Here is a 16289-nt window from a genome sequence, read left to right as displayed (position 1 = left end):
ACTGGGAGCAGTCCAAGCATGTATCTATATTTAGTTGCCATTATGAAATGTCAACAGACTCTACTTTCCAAATTAAATATGAAGTTTCAAGAACCCAAACAGCTAATTTATACTAAGTATTATGATTGAATAACTCATTTTCCATAAAAACACTATATATGTTCATATTTCAATCAAAATTAAATCTAAGATACTGTTTTATGTTTATTAATTTACATAATCCATTTAGACTAGGACTTAGTTTAACTTTCTTGTTAAAGAAAAAAATGGAAGCTGAAACCAAGATTAATCCAGTTGAACCCAACTTAGATAAAATTAATATTTTTTGTCAAAATATTTTAAAATATGACACAAAGCTTCGTTATTACGAAGAAAAGCTATCCTCTTTAAAAGATGCACTCAACAAATTTAATCAAACAACTAAAAATCAGAAATATCAACATTTAGAAATTCAAGATTTACAACGACTACAACTACATGGGTTAACCCCCCAATCCATTATACATCTACCTCAGTTCAAACTTATCATTATGTTATTGATAAATTTATTTATCATTACGCTTACACTAGCACATTGGATCTTTTTACCAGTCATTGAAAATTTTCAAAATATTATTTCTATCTATCTTTATATTAGTTTATTTTTTGGAGTTAGCTTTCTAGCAGGTCTTTGTTTCCGCGCGAGACGTGTAATCTCCAGTTTTTACGATAAATTATGGAGCATATTTTCACTACTCTTACTTTGTGTTGCTTATTTTGTTATACGCTGTGTGTTTTTTCAGTACGAAAACTTTTCAAATCAATTTTCTATAAATATTTCACAGCAACTTTTTAATCTTTTTTTTAGTGTACCAAATACTCTAATATTAAAATTTTATTTAACTCTTTATCTTGCTCTAGCTCTAGCTATTTTTTATGCTTCCTCCTATCTATCTTTCGGCTCACCTGATGTTTCAAAAATTGTAAAAGCCTATCCATTACATAGCTTTTTCACAGATAAAAATAATATTGAGTCTGAAGATAATTCACCACCTGAGTTTAATTTTAAAAAAATTCAAAACACAATAAAGTCTGTGCAAAAATTTCAAGAAAGATTACTCATAGAAATCCAAAATGAATCTGTACTCAACGCCATTGAAATAGATGAAATTCAACTCACCGATTTGGCTGCATTCGAAATTATTCAGGAAAAAATTGTATTTCTTTATTCTGCTTATCCAGATGAACCTAACCTAATTAAAAAACTGCAACAGACTAAAAACTTTATACAAAGTAACCAATCATTAAAAAATCAAATAAATGAGCTACAACATCGACTCCCAAACTTAGATAATCAGACATAGGGAGACGACTAATGTTACTCATCAAAAATCAAAAATCATTATTTTCTATAATGCTAATTAGCATCTTAATTTTAATTGTAATCAACATGGTGCTTTTTTATCAATTTGATAGGCAAAATAAGCGAAATGAATCTACCCACTGCTTGGATCAAGTTGAACACAAACATATTTTTATTATTGATAAATCTTCACCAATGAGTCTACAAACACAGGAAGAAATTCTGTCCCGAATTAAACAGCAAATATCACGAATTCAACAAGAAGACTTTATTTTAGTTTATCAAATTACTTCAGACTCATTGATGCAATTAAAACCTATTTTTCAGGCTTGTAAAACTGATGCAAATTTTGAAAAAAATTTACTTCAGAAAGCACGAACCAGTATCTATTCAAATTTTGATAATACGCTGACAAGCCCACTTGCGGAGGCGTTATTAGATATCAATTTAAGCCACTATCAAATGGATGCTCAACGTACCAATATTTATATTTATTCTGACTTATTACAGAATTCTCGGCATCTTTCTTTAGCACAAACACCACAATTATCAGATGCTATTGAGCAATTTAAAGCAACCCGATTAGGCGGCATACAGCGCCCTACATTTATTAATACTTTTGTGCATTTACATATTATTCCACGTGCTCAACTTACTGAACAACTAGTTAAAAATCGTGATGGATTTTGGATCTGGTTTTTAGGTGATATGCGTGGAGATAGACAATCATATGGCTTAGAACGCCATGATCTTCCGGGATCATATACGCAATAACAGCGGGGAAATACATGTCAAAACAACCTACGAACAGCTTACCCAAGCATTTTTTACCTATTTTAGCTTTCGCCTCAATTACCTCTATTGCTATCATTTGGTTCAACTTACATATTCTCATACTTGGCTTTTTTATCTTTACACCACTTATTGTGTATTTCTTTTATGTCAAAAAATCGGCTGAAGATCTTAATTATAATACAATTGATAGTGTTTACTATTTTGGTTTCAGCTTAACCATTGTTACATTGGCAACTTCTGCAATTATTCATTTTGGTTTATCTTCTGAAATTGAAGATTTACAAAATTTAAATTTAGTATTTTCACAGTTTGGTATTGGTTTATTAGTGACCTGTTTAGGTCTGATTTTGCGTTTATTCTTACTCGCATCAATGAGTAAAGAAACAGAAGATGAAGAGCAAAATGCACGCCAATCATTAATTCAAGATATTAGCGAATTACGTGAAGAAATTACCGGTTTTGCCAGTGAACTCAAAGACATTAATGTTAGTTTAAAAGAACAACAAAGCATCTTAAACCAAGGGATTATTCAAGGTTTAAAAGAAGCCACCTCAGAATTACAAAACCAGTGTAAACAAGTTCAAGACTCTTTAATTGAAAACCAAAAACAAAAAAACCTAGAACTCGCAGACTATCAATCTCAATTACAAAAAACCTTATTTGACCGTATGCAGGATATGAACCAAGAAGTTTATAAGAATATGCAAAAAGCGAATGAATCACATATTAGTTATGTGAAAGAATCTCAGGAACAACTCATTAATTTGGCAAAAGATGTAGGTCAAAGCCTGCATGATTTAGAATTTCATAAAGTTGCACAATCAGCTAAAAAATCAGTGCTGTTAGTATCTAGTGCATATGAAGATATGCAATATAAAATCAGCAATTTTAATGATGAAATGCAGAAAATTTCACAACAATATACAGATATTCATAAGCAGCATCAACATCAGCTACATTCAACTATGCAAACCACTAAAGCTTCAGTAGAGAGTGTCAATGAGGCCTTAATAGAAGTAGCAAATAAAGCATCTAATCACATGAAAAAACAGAAATCTGCAGCTATTAATAACTCAGAACAACGTGCAGGTTAATAATTTAAATGAATAAAAGAGAAGATGTATTATATCTCACCTTAGTTGACTTCTTTTTACAGATGCTTTTTTTGGTGATGATTGCTTTATTAGCTTATATTTATGTCGAACGTCGCCATAATGCTGAAGCGAAACAATTTCATGATTTAGCGAAAGAATATAAAGTAGATAGCGTTCAAGAATTATTAGATCGCTTACAAACTTTAGCGCCTATAGATAACTTAGAAAATGCAAAAAAAGCCAAAGAGTTAATTGATGCAAATGGCGGCTTCAAAGAAGTGAATGCAATGATTGACAAATTCAAAGAAGGACAAGGTAAGCCACCCTGCGTTTTTGAGATGATTGAAGGGTTGAAAACCCCAAAATCGATTGCAACTTTCGTAGCAACCAATACTTCAATTACTTTAATGACATGGCAACCAGAATTTGAAGCGTTAGCTAAAGAAATTAAGCAGCCAATTTCAATAAATCGGCAATGGTCTTTACGCAGTTTTAGTGCAAGTTGGCAACCAGTGCTAAATAAGTACCCGCAATGTCGATATACCGTAACTCTATATGAACGATCTAATCTAGTTGCTCCACGTGACCGTGTTCAAGGGATCTTCTACACAAGGATTCGTAAATAATGTCACTAAATCGTTTACAAGACACGTTGAATAATTACCAAATCCTATGCAAAACTTGTATTGGTATTTGCGATGTAGAATTAATTTCTTTTTCAACATTAACTACAGAAACTCCATCCTCTCCGCAACTACATTCTCCTGAGCAAAATGCGAAAATAGAAGATGTTAATAAAACAAAAGAGTTTAATTTTGACGTAGATGTTTCTGCTTTTACACCCATAAAGCAAAAACAATCGAGTGATGTAGACTATGATGAGGTTAGTGATTTTTCTACCCCTATGTCAAATAACGATTATCGCTCCCCTAAGTTTTCATCCGAAAATCCACCCCATATTAAGATAAAAAGAGTAAAGCCACCAAAAAAAAGCTATTTTGCTTATTATCTTTTTACTGGACTTCTTCTAGTTATATTGTCTTCTGTTACCTATTTTGTCTTCGATACTTTTTACCAGAAACAAAAACTGCCTATTGAAAGCACAAAACCAGTCCTGAGTCCTGCCAATGAAATCAAATAATAAACCACTTATACTCTGTTTAGTTGTATCAGCACTTTATACTTCACCAACTCTAGCGAAAAATTGGGTAGAGACCTTTGAAGAACAGAGCTATAAAAATATTGACAAATTTGATCAATTCGTTAGAAAGGGTGGCAATAAAGTTTCTTCATCCATCAACCGTGGGCTTGCAAATACAATCAATCCATATGTTGACAAAAAAATACACAGATCGATTTTGAAAATGGACTCGCATATTATACGGGTAATGGCACAGTCCAAAACTATGAGTTTGCTTTTCAAGCATGGGAGTCTGCTGCACATTTAGGACATTCTTTAGCTCAATATAACTTGGCGCTCCTCTATGCGAAAGGACTTGGAACTCCTGAAAATAAAGTGAAAGCTTTTGAATGGTTCTTAAAATCTGCATTGCAAGGACTAGCTTCAGCACAATACAAAACAGGATTAAATTATTTGCAAGTCTATGGCACTGAAGTCAATGATTCTGAAGCTAAAATTTGGTTTCTTGAATCAGCAAAACAAGACCATAAGGAAGCTGCATTTAATTTAAATAAAATGTATATAAATGGTCAAGGTGTAGCTCCTAATATGATAGAAGCCATCAAATGGCTAAAAATATCAGCAGCGTTAGGACATGAAGGGGCTCAACACAATTTAAATGTGATCAATAACCTTAAATTAGAATCTGGCAGTGTCATCAATCTTAATGATCAACTTGTAAAATAGAAAATCTTATTTTTTATAAAAATACATCTGCCACCCTTTCGGCAGCAGAGGTATCAAAGATTTTAGTACTCAAAATTTGCAATACGTTTAAAATTCTGTAAATCACGTTCAGCAATATTATATTCGCGCTGTGCCTGATTCAGCTTACTGCTCGCTTCATTATAACGCTCACGGTAATATTTTCGAGTCTCTTCTTTTAAATCGGAATCATACATTTTATTTTTTGATGATACGATTGTATCTTCCAAAGATTTCAATTTTGAGTTTGCTACATAATAACTGTTTGCAGCATTATAGTAAGGTCGTAAATTATTTTGCATCTCCATTGGACAGCTTTGGTATGTACCTTTACCCTGCAGTGCATAATCAAAAATCGTTTGAGGATTACAATAATTTTTTAAGCCTTTTTTATATCCACGTGTATAGGCTTCATTATCTAAAATTGAATTGTGCTTCATACACGCCTGCGTTCTTTTTTGCATTAAAGAACCATTACCATTGAAACCATCATTTTGCCCGATCAATGCCCAATTCGCTGACATACATTCACTTTTAGACATAATAGCGCAGCCGTTTAATATCAACACGCTACTCAGCAACAACATTTTTAATTTCATATATCCCTCTAAAAAACTATTTTAGATAAAGCAAAAGTCCCAAATTTCTTGAATAATTTGAGACTTTTATTGGATTCAACTGTTTTAAGTTAAAGTAATCACACGCGAATTGTTTGCAACTTTTTTACCATTCACCAATACTTCTGTATCAAGAACATAACGACCTTTTGAAACATTCGCTGGAAATTTCCAACTGAATGAGTTTTCAAAACCACCTGAACCAAATTCTTGACTTCCAGTTGTTTGTACATCTTTCACAAGTTCACGCATAACCTTGCCATTAGAATCTTTCAAAATGAGCTTTTCTTGAACACGCTGTAATTGCTCTGAACGCCCTTCGATGACCGTTAAATCTGATTTCACTGTAATATTTTGCTGTGCTTGAACAGTTTGATTGGGCAAAATTACCGTCGAATATTTTTCAACACGCGTATATTCTGGTAGCGTACCTTTATTGGCTTTTTTATATGCCATTTCTACTTCAGCAGCAGATTTTTTTTGCACCGTATTTGCATTAATCATTAAACAACCTGCAGCGAATACAGCCCCACCTATTGCAGCCCCTGCTGCAGCTGAACTACTGTTCCCAACAGATGCACCAATTGCAGCACCTAATAAAGCTCCCACAGCAGTAGACATCCCTGTACTACAACCACCATTAGCCCCTGTAGCTAGACCACCTGTGCTTGCACATCCTGAAACCAATAATGTTGTGCTTAGTATCGCAATCGTAAGTTGCTGTTTCATTATACCCACCCCTCTTTTAGTTAAATTATTCAATTACCATTTCATCAAATGCTCTTGTTTCACCTTGTTCAGCTTGACGTAAAATACGTTTCGCTTGTGCATTATTTGATGAACTTGATAAAACTTCTCTTGCTAAAGACTTGGCCAATCCATAATTATTCGATTTCAAAGCTCTTTCTGCTCGATTCAACTGGTTATCAAATCGTTCTTCATTTTGTTTACGTGTAAACTCTGCGGCTTGCTTGCGTGCTAGCTCAGCTGCTTGTTGACCTTGTTGGCGCTCTTTATCTACCTGTTCCGCTTGTTTACGTGCAGCTATTTCAGCTTGTTGACGAGCTTGCTCAGCAGCGAGAACTGCTGCTTGATTCCCTTGTGTAGATTCAGATTGCTCTATAACTTGAGGTTGTGCTGCCTCTTGTTCTTCCGGCAGAGGCTCTTCAATTACTGCGTTATTTTGCTGTTCAATTAACATTTGAATTTTTTGAAGTAATTCATTTCCGCCCACAAGCTCCCGATCCAGATCAAGTGCAGCAACTGCAGTTTCATGTGCCAATTCTAAATTGCTGGCTTGTACATACTCTTTAGCAAGTGCAATTTTTTCTTTTGCCAATGTAGTCTGCGCCTCAGCAGAAACTAACAGTTGGACAAACTCTCCGTTCGTTTTACATTCTTGCTGATGAAGTTTAATAATACTGAGTGCACGTACTGGCATTTTTTCACTTAACAGACTAGAAATTTCACTGTTCGCTACTTCACAGTTATTAATAGCTTCCCCTGCATCTGACGGCATATCAACAGTTGTTTCTTCTTTGTCGTTAAACACCAAAAAGATCACAATTAAGATGACGATAAAGGCGATTGCGATATATTTAAAACTAGATGATTTAGGCTGAGGTGTATCGAGAGGTGTCGGTACTGCTGGCGGCGTTTCGGCAACTTGAGGCTTAATCACCGGTAAGGCTTGAATCGGGCGCGTTTGAGCAGTACCCGCTTCTTCAGTAGCTTCTTCATCAATATTTATATCTTTGATATTTTCTTGATACTTTAAACGGAACTGATCTGTAGACAAATATTCGTTGGGAATTTTGGCTAAATGTTTTAAGCGAACAAATATTCCATTGTCCTTTTTAAATGCATAACGATCATATTGTTTAAGCACCTCCAGCGAGCTACCCAGCACAATAATGCCGAATAATTCTTTACCTTTTTTTTGGGTAATATGAGAAATTAAAGCAGGATTTTGCTCAGGTAAAACTACTTCATCCTCAATAATCAGATCTTGAATCTTTTCTTTTGTCGTTACTGGCACAATAGGTGGAATACTTTCCATTTTAACTTGGGAAACACCACAAAATGGACAATATTTGACGTAGAGCTTGAGCTCACCATCACATCCTACACAAACATTGATTTTTTTTTGCTCAGCCATCAAGTTAACCTATTCATTACTTTCTTAAGTTGGTGCGACAGACGACTGCTCTATATATGAGAACAATCGTTTAGTCCATTTTTATTGCAATACAGGTGGAATGCTCGGCATCACAGGCGGTGGCAGAATGGTCAATTCTGGACATTGCGCAATGGCAATCCAATTGTTCAAACCTTCACGCCAAACCATAGTCGTTACATTAATTTGCTGATTACGCAGCATGTCTAATACAGACGCATGCGGATATGGACCAAAATTTTGCCCATTAATCGCAATATGATATTGATACTGTGGTTGCTGCATGATTGGTGGGGGCATCGTACCTGCCAATGGTGGGGGTGTTGATGTACCGCTTACAAATGGATTTGTCGCTGCGGCTATCACTTGCGGGCGCAAGAATTGCTCATGCTGCTTCAGAATAGTAGGTGACATATTCAACACCCATTTTAAGCGACGTCCTTTGTTCGCTTCACGGACTTCTTCCTGATATGCATCTTCATCTGAGTCTCTGACCACTTCCGCCCACTTTTCTAACTCTTCATGATATTCTGTGAGTTCAAAAGCACGCTCAATATTTTCTTGGGCAATTTCCTTACGCTCCGCCAAAACTAAAAGTTCTTTTTTCAGCTCTTTGGTAATTGCACAGGCAAAACCAATATGCTCAACTTGAGCGCCAGTTTCGTTTTGTACCAAGCGCGGGGTATAGACTTCTTTTTCATAAAAATCGGTCAACGCAATCAGCATGGTTAAATTCGCGTTAGACAATGCATTAAATTTCTGCTGCACTTGTTCATAAATATTGTCGCGATAAGTTTGTGGTAAACCATTCAAACGGAAACCACGCTCATTACCTAAACGACGAACATCACCACGTGCCACAGCAAACTCGTATTGTCCTGCTGGAATCAAGCCCGGTACATCACAGCGCTTTAATACACCCAACATGACAGCTTTTAGATAGCATTTAAAATCATCTGCTAAACCATTGAGCTCATCCGGTGTTGGCGAATACGGATGTTTAAAACGTGTTGAATCAATATGTGTATGCAACGGGGTACGTTCACTTTCTTTACGATAGCTGGTGCGCCAAGTTTCAATACCACGTAAGATAGTAAGTGGAATACCTGAAAGTTCGACATAACAGACCGCACGCCCCGCTTCACCTGTCTCCACAATCGACAATGCTTGTGCATTTAAGCCAAGACCACCTGGTATACAACTTGTTAATTCATGTTTAAATTTCTTACTGAATTGGTCCGCATTATTAACCCCAATAAAGCATTTAAAACGATCTGGTGGCGGTGTAAAATCACCTCCCATTCGTGCATCAACCCATGGCATTGCACGCTGTAGCCATTCTGTAAAGACGTTTTGACGCTCAACCACACTCATGTTATCGAGCGCTTCATACAAAGCATCGCCATCTTGTGAGTTTTGTTCAAAAATGGCTAAACGTCGTTCAGCCATACGAATAATTTTGAGCAACAACGGTGATTGTTGTTCTGGATCAATCAGAACTCGGAATAGCTCTCGCGAGCCGCCAAAGTCTTCAAATGCTTCACTTGCCCATTCACACAATAAACGTGAATCTATGTCACGATCTTTCACTTCATCCGTTTCAATGATTTGTAAAGTCGCATGCTTAGTGCGAATTTGCTGATGAATCACTTCGCGGTCATGATCAAGTCGTTTCATCATATCAATGACAGCGTCTTGACCGTTTAATAAGTCACCTAAAATTCCATTCCAAATTGTCTTACCTGTTTCATCAACACCTAAACTATTACCTAACCAGTTGGAAATGTCTTTCATCAATTCAATGGCTTCAACTGCTGCTTTGGCTTGTAGATGGAAAGCTAAAACATTCGAAATATCATTACGTAAATGATCGAGAATCGATCTTGCTTGTTCTTCTTTCGCACTTGCCCCTAGACCGAAGAAGCCTGAACCTTTGGTTTCTTCTAAGTCCTTAAGTTGTTTTTCATATTCATAGGTCTGTACTGCATCTTTAATAGCAGTAAAGCGATTGGCTGAATTTTTCAATTGAATACAAATACCGGTATTGGCATTTTCAATTCGACCTTTAATTTGCTCAACTAACGAAATGACGTACTCAAAACCGCCCAATTCTTGATTATCGATATATAAATAAAGTCGACTTTCAATATCTTTTTTCAGTAAATCAAAAATTGCTTTACGACGGCGAACAACTTGGTCTTCTGCTGTGTCACCTTTTGTATTCGGGTTACGAATCACTTGTTCAAGTAGATTTTCCATCCCCAAACGGACTTGTATCGGCCATTGATCACGATCAACATTGCTAATTTCATTAATACGTTTACTCACACGTTGACGCGTTTCATCAACGATATCAACCTCAACGCCGGCCTGCCCTGAGCGAAGTAATGTTTCAACAATAGTTAAATCCATAAACTCGCTATTCAACTCACGAATTTCAGGGTTCTTCAATGTCACAGCAGAAAATTCTGGTAAATTGTTAAACGGCACTAAACCTGAATACATGTATTCAGACATGAAATTATCACATTGCTTTTGACTTGCTCGATTGGCGCTTGGATTAGCGCTCGCAACGCCGAAGAATGCTTTGAGCATGTCCGAGGCTAGACTATATGCATACTCGTCATAGCGAGCACGACCTAATGTATCGAGTGTTGACTGTCCGAATGCTGAATATGCACATGAATAATTCAACTTCATATCACCAAAACGACCTGTTGGTACCGGTGGTGAGAACATGTGAATTTTATGCTGACGTTGGTTCACTGCAACTGAACGTTTACGATTGGCAAAATCAGCGGAACGAAAATCTTCGAATAATGTATCCGCAACCATTGAATAAACATCGTTCATATTGTCAGTATGTTGGCGCGCCAAGTTACCTGAATCAATTAAATGTACTTCGTCATAAGGTTTGATCGCCAATTGTGGACGATCATAGTCATCCCATTTTTCCACATACTTAGAATTGCCCACCATCGCAGACTCAACTTCCATCAATGCGGCATACGCATTAGCTTCAGTACGAGATTTATTGGCACTTGAGTAACCCGTAGGCAAGAACATCATCAGTTCTACATCAGCGGCTTCAACTTCATTGCTTGCTACCCACTTTGACAACCATCCCATATCAAGGAATGAACCTGAGCCGGTACCACCCGCCACGGAACCCATAATCACAATACGGAATTTACTAGTATCTAATTGTAGATTTAATTTCTTTAAAATATCATCGCGTGACAATCCTGCTTTTAATGTATTTAATTTAGAGCGGATTTTGTCACGTGTCTTTGGATATTTATCAAAAAAGTATAAGCGTGAAACTGAACGTATCTGCCCCGCACCTTTGGCAGGATCAATACCCAATTCACGAATTTTTTTCGGCGTTAATGGTAACCAATTTTGAATATGTGGATAACGACTTAAGGACGCATCATCACGACTGTATTTTTCAATATCAAAGGATTCAACAATTTTTTCATCATCATTAAATTTAACCAAATTATATTGCAAGTCTTCAGTCTGAGCACGACCGCTATCAATTACCGCACCTTGGTCTAAATCGAAATGAATAAACTGCGCTATTGGAAATTGAGATAAATTCTCTAAGCGAACATTATCACTACCCCAACTTGCATTTAGAATACGACGACGCACACGCATCATCACTTCCATTCCAGTTCCCCCAACCCCAATATACAAGGTGGGTCTAAGCTTGACCATCTGCTCACTTTTAGTAGCAGATCCAGTGTTAATATTTTGTACGTCAGACATTATCTTCCCCTTGATTTTTATATTTTTTATTTTCTTTAATTAAGCGCGACTTGATGTAAATGCCAAAATTGCGCTGACTAAAGCCACAACACCCAAAGGGCCAAGAATTAATAAAGATAAAAATTTAGCTGGATTCACAGCTGCCAATACTGCACCAATTGCAACCGATGCTAAGAAAATAAATAACCACCAACCCGCCGTGCTTGCTTTACCCGGTGATACACGTTTTTTAACTAAGCTGTTGGTAAAACCACGCTTAGCAAAGAAAAATGCGATCAACAATACCAAAATAATGCCTCCCGCGATCATTAAATCACGTGATTCTGTTTCTTCCTGAATAATCGGCAAAGTAGGATTTTCCGCTGTTTGTGTTGCAACTGCAGTTTCAGCTTGAGTTTTATCATCGGCTTGAGGTAAAACAAAACCGTTATTTTCAGTAGAATCTGACATACATCCCTCTGGATTTTTAACTATATTGAACGAATTGTAACTGTTTTTTCTTTATCTAGATTCTGGACAGTTGCTTCGGAGACACCACGTTTTACAATGGCAATTTCACGACCAGCTTCCCCATAAATGCTACATTTTGTAAAAGGTTTAATTTGGATAGTTTGTTTTTTCAGACCATTTACCCAAATTTCATAACGCTTACGCTTCGAAGCCAATGCCATAGCAAGAATTACTAAAACGATTAGGAGTAAAATACCGCCCATTAGCACTACGACAGGCCATAAGGGATATTGCAACTTAAATTGCACAGGAATGGCTGCTGTGGACGATTTGATATTTTGTGGTGCAACAAAAACGTCCGATAAAGGATCGCCGGGAAAAAGGTGCTGCAAATTCTCTTTAAACTCATCCGATAAACTTAGTTTTTGCTCAGACAAAGTGACATTGATGGTTGCTGGAATGGTTACTGCTTTACCCATTGCCTTAAATACTTCTAAGGACCAAGGCGAAACAATTAAATGTGAGGGAATTGGTAAGTTAAATTCGAGTTTCACATTATCTTTACCCACCAATTGAATATCTTTTTGAGAAATTTGAATCGGTGCTTGCATACCATTTGCAAGGGTTAACTTCGCATCAACTTGAGTCGCTGCAATGTTATAAGGATAAAAGTTATTTTTTAAATCTGCTGTCAGTTTTAACTCAGGAATAACGTGTTTTGGCTCTAATGAGAAGACCAAAGTTTTTTGATCGGCAGCTAAGGAGGCTTGAATAGCGGCAGAGTTTTTAACGCCTGTCGGAATTAGACGAACCGCCTCTTTATCTAAAGGCTTCAGCAAGGCAGGTTGCTGAGTAAAAACTTTCGACATTTGTCCAGATTGAACCAGTTGATTCAATTCATTCTCTGCTGCAGAACCATAAGCCAAGGCATACACCATGAGACCCGAAGCCTTAAAATGTTGCCCTTGTACTGGCATTTTCAATGGGAAAGCGATCACCTTATTGATCGCAGAATCTAAATGAATCAGTTCATAGAATTCTTTATTACGCTCAATGGTTGCTACGTCATTATTTGGACTATTTTTATTGTTGGTAAAAATCCAAATAATGCCGGACTTTTTCTGAAAGGGTCCGGTAATGGTCGAAATTACCGCCTCTTTAAAATCGGTATCCGCATAGGTATGCACTGATTTTTTTGCAATGCCTTGTTCATTCAACAGACTCTTCAAATCTTTATTAGCAGCACCTTGATAAATAATCTGCGGCGATGCTGTTAATGCATTGGTCTGATTAAAAACAGATACAACAACTTTATCATTTGGCTGACTTACGGTGTGAATGACAGCATTGATCAGCGGTTTAAACTGTGAATTTTTATCTTGGTAGAAAGGCTCCATCCAACCAGAGTTTTGCACTAAGAAGGCTTGCTGACCTGCAAATCCAGTCGTCGAAATTAAAGCACTTACCCATAACGTTGTTAAACTTTTCATGACTGTACTTCCCAACCAGACAACTCTGTTAAATTTGGGTTGTAGAAGTACAAATGATCACGATGGTAGAAGAATCGAGAATCTAATGGTTTTTTAACACTTATACGATGAATTAAACCAGGATGATTGGGAGTATCAAGAAATAAAATAATATCCTGAGCACTTTCCGTACTTAATTTATAATCGATTGATTGCGAACTATTCTCTTCGAATCGGAAGCCTAAAACATATTGATGATTTGGATCTTCAATAAATGGCACTACAATTTTTTGGTCTTGAGCACTATTTCCAGATTCTGTCCAAATCTCTTCTTTAATAATATCTTGGAAACTATATTTCACACGTCCTGTTGTAAAACGGAAGGATGATTTCATTTGCATGGCTGTTATTGGCGCATTTAACTCAAGATATATCCAACCTTCATCTGCTTTTTGACACAGTTGATAAAATTTACCCATTCGGTCTAAATAAGGTGCACCAAAACGAAAATCTGGTTTTATATTCGGCAACCATTGCTCATAACAACAAGTCAAATTGTGTTCAGCATCAATATGAAGAACAAGTTGACCAGTTGAGCCGACCCAAATCAAATACTGTGGATCATAAACCACTCTTTCAAAATAAAGTGCTTCACCCAAATGACCAAGCATCGAAGTTTCAATAACCTGTTGACTTAAAATATCAACAATTTTAACCTGCTGATTCACAAACATCGGAACGATTAGACGTTTATTCCAATAAGTAGGCGAACTTAAACAAACACCGTGTTGAGAGTGATAATCAACTTTATAAGTTAACTCTAAACCTTGAATAGTCAAACATGCCAAACCACGAGTCGTTGGAATATATAGCTGATGTTGATTTTTTTCAGTATTTAAAAAGCTAACCACTTGCCAAGATTGCAGCAATGGCTGTGGACAAGGAGCTAAAAGCAATCCGATAGCCTCAAGAGGCTGCCATGTATTTAATTCTTCATTTAAAAGATATAAGGCACCATCAATTTTATTCAGTGCAATTAATTGTTGATAAGGCGTACCAATACAAATTGATAAAAACTCATAGCTTCCCGGCAAATCAAAACCAATGTGTTGGGGTGCCGCTGCACTCACATCTTCAGGAAATTGTTTTAAAAGACGTAGATTTTCGTTGAGCTGTAATCCATTTTGTCTTGCTGGCTTAGGCTGGTTAGATAAATCGATGCTATTACCATAAGCCCCTAACCAATAGTGATCAGATTGCTGATTCGAAGGTATTAATGCATTACCAGTACTAGGATGATATTTAAATTCAGGAGGAAAAATTTGCCCTTCAAATGATGGCAAATTTAGTAATTGTTTCAATAATCCAGAATGCATATGACTAGGAACTTTGACATTTGGTCTACGATGTAATTTATAGCCATTTTTTTCATTCTGAAGCCAAGTACCAGATGGGAGTTCCCATTCTAATTTTTCCTGATTCAAACAACACCCCATTCCACTATTCTTAAAAATTATTCTACATATATCTCATTCTAGAGGAAAATTTGAGGTTTCAAACATTTTTTTGAAAAAAAATACAACAAAAATCAAACCCAATTAACATTAATCAATATTATTAATTAAAAGTTAACAAAAATACAATTTATATTAGATTAAATTAATAAATAACAATAATAAAAAAATAAAGATTAAAGTTAAGGTGACGAGGTTTCTCTAATTCTGTTTTTTATTGCTTCATCTTTAAATTCCGGGGTGTATCGTTGTCTACTTATAAGGTTCTCTCCTAGGCAAAGAATAAATAAAACTTGTTTAGGAGAGTGGAGACAGTCCAAGTCCCTAAATAAAATGGCTAATGTATAAGGTACTTATGAGCAGTAAACGATACCCAGATGAATTCAAGATTTAAGCTATCCAAATTAAGTTTATTTTAATTTAGACGGAGATGGTGACAGAATAACTCAACATCTATACTTCTGAATTCTATTATAATTTTTAAAAAAATTACCCCCTTAATACCCAATATAAAATTAACGGAGCTCATCAGGGCCCTTTTCGCTATTAACCATGAAGTTCATAATTCATTCAAAATTATGAACTTCATTTTTATTAATCTTACTTTAAAAACTAAGATCGATAAGGCTGTCGAAGTTTTTCAAAGTTTTTTGACGTATTAGATTCCAATTCTTTCTGTTTATGATCACTCTGTTTAAAATTAAACAAAGGCCCTATCGGGAATCATGCAAATGAAACATCATTTATTACAAAAACAATTGGTATACAAGCTCTATTTGACATTTTAAAAATCATTTCAAATCAAGCTGTATATACTGATCAAAAGATAAGTATTTCATATTTTGAAGCCAGATTAAGTAATGGAAAAAATCTCGATTTTAGCAAAGTTGAGTATACACAAGCCTCTGGAGCAGGCCGCAGAAAAATTCGTGAAGCAATTCTAGGAGCTTGTAACATTGATCCTAAAGCCTGACTTACTCAGGCTTTTGTTATTTTATTAAAGACACAAGCTAATGCGCACAAAGGCCCTAGAAGGTCAAGATCGCGTCTAACAAATGTGGCTTCTACAAAAGTGCCATTGTCAGATTCATAAAGCTCAGTAACCCGCTTTACTCCACGTTTATGAAGCTCTTTTCCTAATCTACCCAAATTAGCAAAATGCTTAAAATACTC

At 36.0% G+C, this 16289-nt stretch carries 13 protein-coding genes; 6 read left to right on the top strand and 7 right to left on the bottom strand.

The annotated features are described in order from the left end of the window. Window positions 1-200 precede the first annotated feature (200 nt). From HLH16_RS05340 to HLH16_RS15905, 6 genes are all read left to right on the top strand, one after another. A complete protein-coding gene (locus HLH16_RS05340) occupies window positions 201-1343 on the top strand; it encodes a hypothetical protein (protein WP_171528546.1) in 1143 nt (380 codons plus the stop codon). An 11-nt stretch (window positions 1344-1354) separates the two neighbouring features. Next, entirely contained in the window at window positions 1355-2116 is a 762-nt protein-coding gene (locus HLH16_RS05335; protein WP_171528545.1) for a hypothetical protein, read from the top strand. Window positions 2117-2130: 14 nt separating this feature from the next. Beyond that, window positions 2131-3231: a hypothetical protein gene (locus tag HLH16_RS05330; RefSeq protein WP_171528544.1), complete on the top strand. Its 1101-nt coding sequence runs from the start codon at window positions 2131-2133 to the stop codon at window positions 3229-3231. Window positions 3232-3239: 8 nt separating this feature from the next. Continuing rightward, the gene (locus tag HLH16_RS05325) at window positions 3240-3857 is read left to right on the top strand and encodes a hypothetical protein (protein WP_171528543.1); all 618 of its coding nucleotides are present in this window, start codon (window positions 3240-3242) and stop codon (window positions 3855-3857) included. Further along, complete coding sequence (locus HLH16_RS05320; RefSeq protein ID WP_171528542.1) at window positions 3857-4372, top strand: hypothetical protein; 516 nt, start codon at window positions 3857-3859, stop codon at window positions 4370-4372. The genes HLH16_RS05325 and HLH16_RS05320 overlap by 1 nt, the downstream gene beginning before the upstream one ends. 210 nt (window positions 4373-4582) lie before the next feature. Then, a complete protein-coding gene (locus HLH16_RS15905) occupies window positions 4583-5098 on the top strand; it encodes a tetratricopeptide repeat protein (protein ID WP_350643834.1) in 516 nt (171 codons plus the stop codon). Between the two features lie 62 nt (window positions 5099-5160). Here the strand turns inward: HLH16_RS15905 and HLH16_RS05310 are convergent, their stop codons facing one another. The 7 genes from HLH16_RS05310 to HLH16_RS05280 all read right to left on the bottom strand — a co-directional run bounded on the left by HLH16_RS05310 (window position 5161) and on the right by HLH16_RS05280 (window position 15086). Continuing rightward, window positions 5161-5715 (bottom strand): DUF2799 domain-containing protein, encoded by a 555-nt coding sequence (locus tag HLH16_RS05310; protein ID WP_171528540.1) that lies wholly within the window; start codon window positions 5713-5715, stop codon window positions 5161-5163. 84 nt (window positions 5716-5799) lie between these two features. Then, the gene (locus HLH16_RS05305) at window positions 5800-6462 is read right to left on the bottom strand and encodes a hypothetical protein (protein ID WP_171528539.1); all 663 of its coding nucleotides are present in this window, start codon (window positions 6460-6462) and stop codon (window positions 5800-5802) included. 25 nt (window positions 6463-6487) lie between these two features. Continuing rightward, entirely contained in the window at window positions 6488-7891 is a 1404-nt protein-coding gene (locus tag HLH16_RS05300) for a hypothetical protein (protein ID WP_171528538.1), read from the bottom strand. A gap of 81 nt (window positions 7892-7972) precedes the next feature. Beyond that, window positions 7973-11683 carry a tubulin-like doman-containing protein gene (locus HLH16_RS05295; RefSeq protein WP_171528537.1) on the bottom strand — a complete coding sequence of 1237 codons (3711 nt, stop codon included), beginning with the start codon at window positions 11681-11683 and terminating at the stop codon, window positions 7973-7975. 39 nt (window positions 11684-11722) lie between these two features. Further along, on the bottom strand, window positions 11723-12133 hold the full coding sequence (locus HLH16_RS05290) for a hypothetical protein (RefSeq protein ID WP_171528536.1): 411 nt from the start codon (window positions 12131-12133) through the stop codon (window positions 11723-11725). A 20-nt stretch (window positions 12134-12153) separates the two neighbouring features. Further along, window positions 12154-13623 carry a hypothetical protein gene (locus tag HLH16_RS05285; protein WP_171528535.1) on the bottom strand — a complete coding sequence of 490 codons (1470 nt, stop codon included), beginning with the start codon at window positions 13621-13623 and terminating at the stop codon, window positions 12154-12156. Further along, window positions 13620-15086 (bottom strand): hypothetical protein, encoded by a 1467-nt coding sequence (locus HLH16_RS05280; protein ID WP_171528534.1) that lies wholly within the window; start codon window positions 15084-15086, stop codon window positions 13620-13622. The genes HLH16_RS05285 and HLH16_RS05280 overlap by 4 nt, the downstream gene beginning before the upstream one ends. Window positions 15087-16289 lie beyond the last annotated feature (1203 nt).

Source organism: Acinetobacter sp. ANC 5378, from assembly GCF_013004315.1.
Classification (GTDB): domain Bacteria; phylum Pseudomonadota; class Gammaproteobacteria; order Pseudomonadales; family Moraxellaceae; genus Acinetobacter.
Note: the sequence above shows the minus strand (reverse complement) of the source record. Positions and strands in the feature narration are given on the sequence as shown.

What these genes read in the sequence shown, in the direction of transcription:
- HLH16_RS05285 (WP_171528535.1), bottom strand. Translation starts at nt 13,623, where the DNA reads ATGAAAAGTTTAACAACGTTATGGGTAAGTGCTTTAATTTCGACGACT.
- HLH16_RS05340 (WP_171528546.1), top strand. Translation starts at nt 201, where the DNA reads ATGTTTATTAATTTACATAATCCATTTAGACTAGGACTTAGTTTAACT.
- HLH16_RS05300 (WP_171528538.1), bottom strand. Translation starts at nt 7,891, where the DNA reads ATGGCTGAGCAAAAAAAAATCAATGTTTGTGTAGGATGTGATGGTGAG.
- HLH16_RS05320 (WP_171528542.1), top strand. Translation starts at nt 3,857, where the DNA reads ATGTCACTAAATCGTTTACAAGACACGTTGAATAATTACCAAATCCTA.
- HLH16_RS05330 (WP_171528544.1), top strand. Translation starts at nt 2,131, where the DNA reads ATGTCAAAACAACCTACGAACAGCTTACCCAAGCATTTTTTACCTATT.
- HLH16_RS05295 (WP_171528537.1), bottom strand. Translation starts at nt 11,683, where the DNA reads ATGTCTGACGTACAAAATATTAACACTGGATCTGCTACTAAAAGTGAG.
- HLH16_RS05325 (WP_171528543.1), top strand. Translation starts at nt 3,240, where the DNA reads ATGAATAAAAGAGAAGATGTATTATATCTCACCTTAGTTGACTTCTTT.
- HLH16_RS05290 (WP_171528536.1), bottom strand. Translation starts at nt 12,133, where the DNA reads ATGTCAGATTCTACTGAAAATAACGGTTTTGTTTTACCTCAAGCCGAT.
- HLH16_RS05310 (WP_171528540.1), bottom strand. Translation starts at nt 5,715, where the DNA reads ATGAAATTAAAAATGTTGTTGCTGAGTAGCGTGTTGATATTAAACGGC.
- HLH16_RS05305 (WP_171528539.1), bottom strand. Translation starts at nt 6,462, where the DNA reads ATGAAACAGCAACTTACGATTGCGATACTAAGCACAACATTATTGGTT.
- HLH16_RS05335 (WP_171528545.1), top strand. Translation starts at nt 1,355, where the DNA reads ATGTTACTCATCAAAAATCAAAAATCATTATTTTCTATAATGCTAATT.